The 6,245-nt window shown below is 70.8% G+C and carries 6 protein-coding genes; 1 reads left to right on the top strand and 5 read right to left on the bottom strand.

All coding sequences use genetic code 11. The annotated features are described in order from the left end of the window. The 4 genes from D183_RS0112400 to araD1 all read right to left on the bottom strand — a co-directional run. The coding region (locus D183_RS0112400; RefSeq protein WP_017909273.1) for an ATP-binding cassette domain-containing protein at positions 1 to 763 on the bottom strand (763 nt) is incomplete at its 3' end. A 10-nt stretch (positions 764 to 773) separates the two neighbouring features. Continuing rightward, entirely contained in the window at positions 774 to 1,766 is a 993-nt protein-coding gene (locus D183_RS0112395) for an ABC transporter substrate-binding protein (protein WP_039727380.1), read from the bottom strand. Positions 1,767 to 1,863: 97 nt separating this feature from the next. Continuing rightward, positions 1,864 to 3,303: an aldehyde dehydrogenase family protein gene (locus D183_RS0112390; protein WP_017909271.1), complete on the bottom strand. Its 1,440-nt coding sequence runs from the start codon at positions 3,301 to 3,303 to the stop codon at positions 1,864 to 1,866. A gap of 18 nt (positions 3,304 to 3,321) precedes the next feature. Further along, positions 3,322 to 4,329 (bottom strand): AraD1 family protein, encoded by a 1,008-nt coding sequence (gene araD1 / locus D183_RS0112385; protein WP_026144418.1) that lies wholly within the window; start codon positions 4,327 to 4,329, stop codon positions 3,322 to 3,324. A gap of 153 nt (positions 4,330 to 4,482) precedes the next feature. Here araD1 and D183_RS0112380 point away from each other — a divergent pair, with 153 nt between their 5' ends. Beyond that, entirely contained in the window at positions 4,483 to 5,466 is a 984-nt protein-coding gene (locus tag D183_RS0112380; protein ID WP_017909269.1) for a LysR substrate-binding domain-containing protein, read from the top strand. A 160-nt stretch (positions 5,467 to 5,626) separates the two neighbouring features. Here D183_RS0112380 and D183_RS0112375 read toward each other — a convergent pair. Further along, on the bottom strand, positions 5,627 to 6,245 hold a 619-nt coding region (locus D183_RS0112375; protein ID WP_017909268.1), incomplete at its 5' end, for an SDR family NAD(P)-dependent oxidoreductase.

Below are 6,245 nucleotides of genomic sequence, written 5' to 3'. Positions count from 1 at the left end.
GCACCGCGGCGGCCGCGGCGCTGGCCGGGTCGAGCGCGCGCCCGACCATCGCCGCGACCAGTTGCGGCGCCGGCAATTCCGCCGGCGTGTATTCTCCGACCAGGCGGCCGTTGCGCAGCACGCTGATGCGGTCGGCCACCGCGTACACCTGGTCCAGGAAGTGGGTGACGAATAGGATCGCCATGCCGCCATCACGCAGCGCGTGCATCACCCGGAACAGTTCGGCCACCTCGCCTTCGTCGAGGCTGGAGGTGGGTTCGTCGAGGATCAGCACCCGCGCCGACACGCCGACCGCGCGGGCGATGGCCACCATCTGCTGCACCGCCACCGGATAGCTGCCCAGCGCGCGCCGCACGTCGATGGCGATGCCCAAACGCTGCAGGCCGGCCTCGGCCTCGCGCTCGACCCGGCGCCAGTCGATGCGCCGCAGCCAGCCGCGCAGCGGGTAGCGGCCGGCGAACAGGTTCTCGGCCACCGACAGGTTCGGGCACAGGTTCACTTCCTGGTACACGGTGCTGATGCCGAGCCGTTGCGCCTGCTGCGGCGACGCCGGCGCCACCACCGCGCCATCCAGCGCGATGCGCCCGGCGTCGGCGGCGGTCACGCCGGTGAGCAGCTTGATCAGGGTCGACTTGCCGGCGCCGTTCTGGCCCATCAACGCGTGGATCTCGCCGCCGCGCAAACGCAGCGCCACGTCCTCCAGCGCGGCCACGCCGGCATAGGCCTTGCTCAGTCCCTGCGCCTCCAGCACCAGCGGATGCATGCGCGCGGCCTCAGTACTTGCGCTTGGGCAGTTCGGCCGCAGCCTGGTCCTGGGTGTACACCGATTCCTCCACCACGATGCGCTTGGGCAACGGCTTGCCGGCCTTGAGGTCGCGGATGGCCTGCACCAGTTGCGGCCCCAGCAGCGGATTGCATTCGACGGTGACGTTGAGCTTGCCGGCCTGCATCGCCTCGAACGCGCCCTTCACCCCGTCCACCGAGATCACCAGGATGTCCTTGCCCGGCTTCAGGCCGGCTTCCTCGATCGCCTGGATCGCCCCGATCGCCATATCGTCGTTGTGCGCGTAGAGCACGTCGATGTTGCGCCCCTCCGACTTCAGGAACGCCTCCATCACTTCCTTGCCCTTGGCGCGGGTGAAGTCGCCGCTCTGCGAGCGCACGATCTGGAAGCGCGGATGCGCCGCCAGGATCTCCTTGAAGCCCTTCATGCGATCGATCGCCGGCGCCGAGCCGACCGTGCCTTGGAGCTCGACGATGCGCACCGGTTTGTCGCCATCCTTCAGCGGCGAGCGCTCGACCAGCCAGCGCGCCGCCTTGCGTCCTTCCTCGACGAAATCCGAACCGATCAAGGTCACGTACAAGCTGTCGTCGGACACCTTCACCGCGCGGTCGGTCAGCACCACCGGGATCTTCGCGGCCTTGGCCTCGCGCAGCACCGTCTCCCAGCCCGACTCCACCACCGGCGAAAACGCGATCACGTCCACGCGCTGGGCGATGAACGAGCGCAGCGCCTTGATCTGGTTCTCCTGCTTCTGCTGCGCATCGGAGAACTTCAACTTCATGCCGGCATCGGCGACGGCCTGCTTGATCGAGGCGGTGTTGGCGGTGCGCCACTCGCTCTCGGCGCCGACCTGGCTGAAACCGACGGTGAGTTGCCCGGGCGCCTTGCCGGCGTCCTTGCCGCCGCCGGAACAGGCGGCCAGCGCCATCCCCAGCAGTGCCGCGATTCCCAGCGCCCGCATTCCCGACGTGTGCTTGTGCATAGCCCCTCCTCGTTGATGGCACGCTGGCGGCGGACGGGCCCGGAGGCCGCGACGCGCCGCCCACCCTCCCAGGCCGGCGTGCGCTGATTCGATCAGTTCATGGTGCGGATGTGTAAGCCGTCTTGACCGTGGTGTAGAACTCCACCGCATAGCGGCCCTGCTCGCGCGGGCCGTAGCTGGACGCCTTGCGTCCGCCGAACGGCACGTGCGGGTCGACGCCGGCGGTGGGCAGGTTGACCATCACCATGCCCGCCTGCGCATGCCGCTTGAAATGCGTGGCGTGCTTCAGCGAGCGCGTGGCGATGCCGGCGCACAGGCCGAACTCGGTGTCGTTGGCCAGGGCCAGCGCGTGTTCGTAGTCGTCGGCCACCAGCACCGCGGCGACCGGACCGAACACTTCCTCGCGGGCGATGCGGTGCTGCGGCTGCGCGGCCACCAGCGCCGGGCGCAGGTAGTAGCCGCGGTGCGCGCACTCCAGCGCCTCGCCACCGTAGAGCAGTTCGGCGCCTTCCTCGCGGGCGATGCGCAGGTAGTCGCGGTCTTGGTCGAACTGGCTGGCGCTGGCGACCGGGCCGATGTCCACACCCGGCTCCAGCGCATGGCCGATCTTCAGCGCAGCCAGGCGCGTGCGCACACGTGCGACGAAGTCGTCGTGCACCGCGCGTTCGACGATCAGCCGGCTCGAGGCGGTGCAGCGCTGGCCGGTGGAGAAGTAGGCGCCGTTGACCGCGATCTCCGCTGCCAGGTCCAGGTCGGCATCGGCCAGCACCACCAGCGGATTCTTGCCGCCCATCTCCAGCTGGATCTTCAGCCCGCGCTCGGCGGCCTGCCGCAACAGCCGGTTGCCGGTGGGCACCGAGCCGGTGAAGCTCAGCGCATCGATGCCGCGCTCGCCGACCAGCGCCTGGCCGACCGTGCTGCCGCTGCCGAGTACCAGGTTGAACGCGCCGTTGGGCAGGCCGGCGCGGCTGAGGATCTCGGCCAGCGCCCAGGCGCAGCCGGGCACGATCTCCGCCGGCTTGAACACCACGGTGTTGCCGTAGGCCAGCGCCGGCGCGATCTTCCACGCCGGGATCGCCAGCGGAAAATTCCACGGCGCGATGATGCCGACCGTGCCGACCGGCTCGCGGGTGATCTCGACGTTGACCCCGGGCCGGGTGGAGGCCAGCGTCTCGCCGGGAATGCGCAGGGCCTCGCCAGCGAAGAACTTGAAGATCTGCCCTGCGCGCGCCGCCTCGCCGATGCTCTCCGGCAAGGTCTTGCCCTCTTCCGAGGCCAGCAGCGCGCCCAGTTCCTGCTTGCGCGCCAGGATCTCGCTGCCGACCGCGTCCAGCGCGTCGGCGCGCTGCTGCGGGGTGCTCGCAGCCCACGCCGACTGCGCCGCGTTGGCCGCGGCGATCGCCTCGCGCACCGCGGCCGCGTCGAGGCTGCCGGCTTCGCCGACCGGTGCCGACAGGTCGGACGGATTCTCGTCGGGGGCGAGGTCGTCGCCGGCCACCCAGCGGCCGTCGATGTAGCTCTGGAAACGTCGGGTCATGCCTACCTCCGTGCGGTTCTACAGCGCGCGCACGCCGCCCACGGCGAATCCGCTGTCGACGCGCTGCAAGGGATTGACCAGCGCCGCGCCGAACTCGGCCAGTTCGATCTCGAAGCGGTCGCCGGGCTGCGCCTGCACGCCGTCGGCGAAGCTCAGCGTGGCGGTACCGAAGAAATGCAGGTGCACGTCGCCGGGCACGCGGTGCGCGGCGTACTTGAAATGGTGGTATTCGAGATTGGCCAGCGAATGGCACATGTTGGCCTCGCCGGTGACGAAGGGCTTCTCCCAGATCACCGCATCGCCGCGGCGGATGCGGCTGTGGCCGCGCAGGTCGCGCGGCAGCGCGCCGCAGCGCAGTTCCGGGCCGACCGCGCAGGCGCGCAGCTTGGAATGGGCCAGGTACAGGTAGTTCTGGCGTTCGGTGACGTGGTCGGAGAACTCGTTGCCCAGCGCGAAGCCGAGCCGGTACGGCACACCGTCGGCGCCGATCACATACAGCCCGACCAGTTCCGGCTCCTCGCCGCCATCCAGGGCGAAGTCCGGCGACGGCAGCGGCGCGCCCGGCGCGACCAGAGTGCTGCCGTCGCCCTTGTAGAACCATTCCGGCTGCGCGCCGGGCTGGCCGTCGCGGGGGATGCCGCCGTCCACGCCGAGCTGGAAGATCTTCATCGAATCGGTGAGCGTGCCCTGTGCCGCCTGCTGCTGCAGGTTCTGGTGCATGGCATCGCGGGTGGCGGCGCTGCCCAGGTGGGTCAGGCCGGTGCCGGTGACGCGGCAATGCGCCGGGTCTGGATGAGTCAGCGGCGGCAGCACCCGGCCGGCCGCCAGCAGCGCGGCGTAGTCGAGCACGCGCTCGCCGCGCAGCTGATGCGCCTGCGCCTCCAGGCTGGCGCCGGCGGCCAGCGCCGCGTTGGCCAGCGCATAGGTGGACGCCACCTCGCGCAGCAGCCGCACCTGGCGGCCATCGTCTTCCACCACACCGACGCCGGGCGTCCCGGCGTCATCGAGCAACTGGATCAATCGCATGCATCGGTCGCCTGTCGAAATGCGGGCGCGCAGCGCGCGACGCGGGACAGGCGCGACGCGAAGCGCTCGTCGCTATTCTGGCCGGACGACCTATATGCAACAAATATCGGTTTTGGCTTAACGTATACGAACATTCATATCACTCTGAGTGCCATGCCCGCCGCCCCGCCCTGGTTCGTCCGCGCCCGCCTGAAGACCCGGCAGTTGATGCTGCTGCTGGCGATCGAGGAGGAAGGCAACATCCACCGCGCCGCCGAGACCTTGAACATGTCGCAGCCGGCCGCCTCCAAGCTGCTCAAGGACCTGGAGGACATGCTGGCGGTGCCGCTGTTCGAGCGCCTGCCGCGCGGCATGCGCGCCACCTGGTACGGCGAGGCGATGATCCGCCACGCGCGCATCGCCCTGGCCAGCCTGGGCGAGGCCGGCGCCGAGATCGAGGCGCTGAAGGCCGGCTATGCCGGCAGCGTGGCCGTCGGCGCGATCGCCGGGCCGGCGATGAGCCTGCTGCCGTCGGCGCTGGCCCAGGTCGGCGCTCAGCATCCGCTGCTGCGGGTGAGCCTGCGCGTGGACGGCAGCGACGTGCTGCTGGAGCAACTGGCGCAGAACAAGCTGGACATCGTGGTGGCGCGGCTGTTTGCCCGGCACGACAAGCGCCACCTGCACTACCAGGCGCTGGCCGAGGAAAAGGTCTGCGCCATCGCCCGCCCCGGCCATCCGCTGCTGGCGGGGCCGGTGCCGACGCTGGCGGTGCTGGCCGAGACGCCGTGGATCGTGCCGCCGGACGGCAGCGTGCTGCGCCACCGCTTCGAACTGATGTTCCAGAACGCCGGGCTGGAGGCGCCCAAGCGGGTGATCGAGACCTCAGCGCTGGTGGTGCTGCCGCAGTTGCTGCGCCATGGCGACGCGCTGGCGGTGGTGCCCGAGGACGTGGCCCGGCATTTCGCCGACCACGGCAGCGTGGCGATCGTGCCGGTGGCGCTGTCCTGCCGCATGGACGCCTTCGGCCTGATCACCCGCCGCGACTGGCTGCTGTCGCCCGGCGCGCGGATCGTGCTGCAGGCGCTGCAGGAGGCGGCGGCGACGGTCTACGGTGTCGCCGTGACGGCGACCCCGCCGTCGCTGCCTGCGGACGGCTGATCGCGTCGGGACTGAAGTCCCTCCCACAACGCGCCGCCCAGCAGCAGCGCCCGGCTGTTTGTGGGAGGGGCTTCAGCCCCGACGAGCGAAGCCGGATACCGCCTCCGCTGTTGCCCTGCCCGAACCGGTGCCCCCGCGACGCCCAGCCGCGCGACCGCGCTCAGGTCCAGCCGCCGTCCACCACGAACTCCTGCGCGGTGATCGCGCGCGCCTCGTCCGAGGCCAGGAACAGCGCCATGCGCGCGATGTCCTCCGGCATCACCTTGTCCGGCAGGCACTGGTTGCGCGCCAGTTCGCGCTCGCCGGCCTCGTCCAGCCACAGGGTGACCTGGCGTTCGGTCATCACCCAGCCCGGGGTCAGCACGTTGATGCGGATCCGCGCCGCGCCCAGGTCGCGGGCCAGGCCGCGGGTCAAGCCGTTCACCGAGGACTTGGCGGTGGCGTACACCGGGTAGCCGCCGGTCTTGCTCTGCCAGCCGGTGGAGCCGAGGTTGACGATGGAACCGCCGCCCAGCCGCTGCATGCCCGGCACCACCGCCTGGATGGCGAAGAACGCCGCACGCTGGTTGATCGACACGCAGCGCTCCCAGTACTCCGGGGTCACCGCCTCCAGCGCATGGCGGTCGTCGCTGCCGACGTTGTTGAGCAGCACGTGGAAGTCGCCCAGCTCGGCCGCCGCCTCGCCGATCGCCGCCTGCAGCGCGGCTACGTCGGTGACGTCGCAGCGACGCCACCACGGCGCGGTCAGGCCGGCCGCGGCCAGCCGCTCGGCCAGCGCG

Source organism: Xanthomonas sp. SHU 199, assembly GCF_000364665.1.
In the GTDB taxonomy this organism is placed as follows: Bacteria; Pseudomonadota; Gammaproteobacteria; order Xanthomonadales; family Xanthomonadaceae; genus Xanthomonas_A; species Xanthomonas_A sontii.
The sequence above is the reverse complement of the archived record's forward strand: the minus strand, read 5'-3'. Positions and strand labels throughout refer to the sequence as shown.

Bases quoted from the DNA above. Each gene is read 5' to 3' on its own strand.
- araD1 (WP_026144418.1), bottom strand. From the start codon at position 4,329: ATGCGATTGATCCAGTTGCTCGATGACGCCGGGACGCCCGGCGTCGGT.
- D183_RS0112395 (WP_039727380.1), bottom strand. From the start codon at position 1,766: ATGCACAAGCACACGTCGGGAATGCGGGCGCTGGGAATCGCGGCACTG.
- D183_RS0112390 (WP_017909271.1), bottom strand. From the start codon at position 3,303: ATGACCCGACGTTTCCAGAGCTACATCGACGGCCGCTGGGTGGCCGGC.
- D183_RS0112380 (WP_017909269.1), top strand. From the start codon at position 4,483: ATGCCCGCCGCCCCGCCCTGGTTCGTCCGCGCCCGCCTGAAGACCCGG.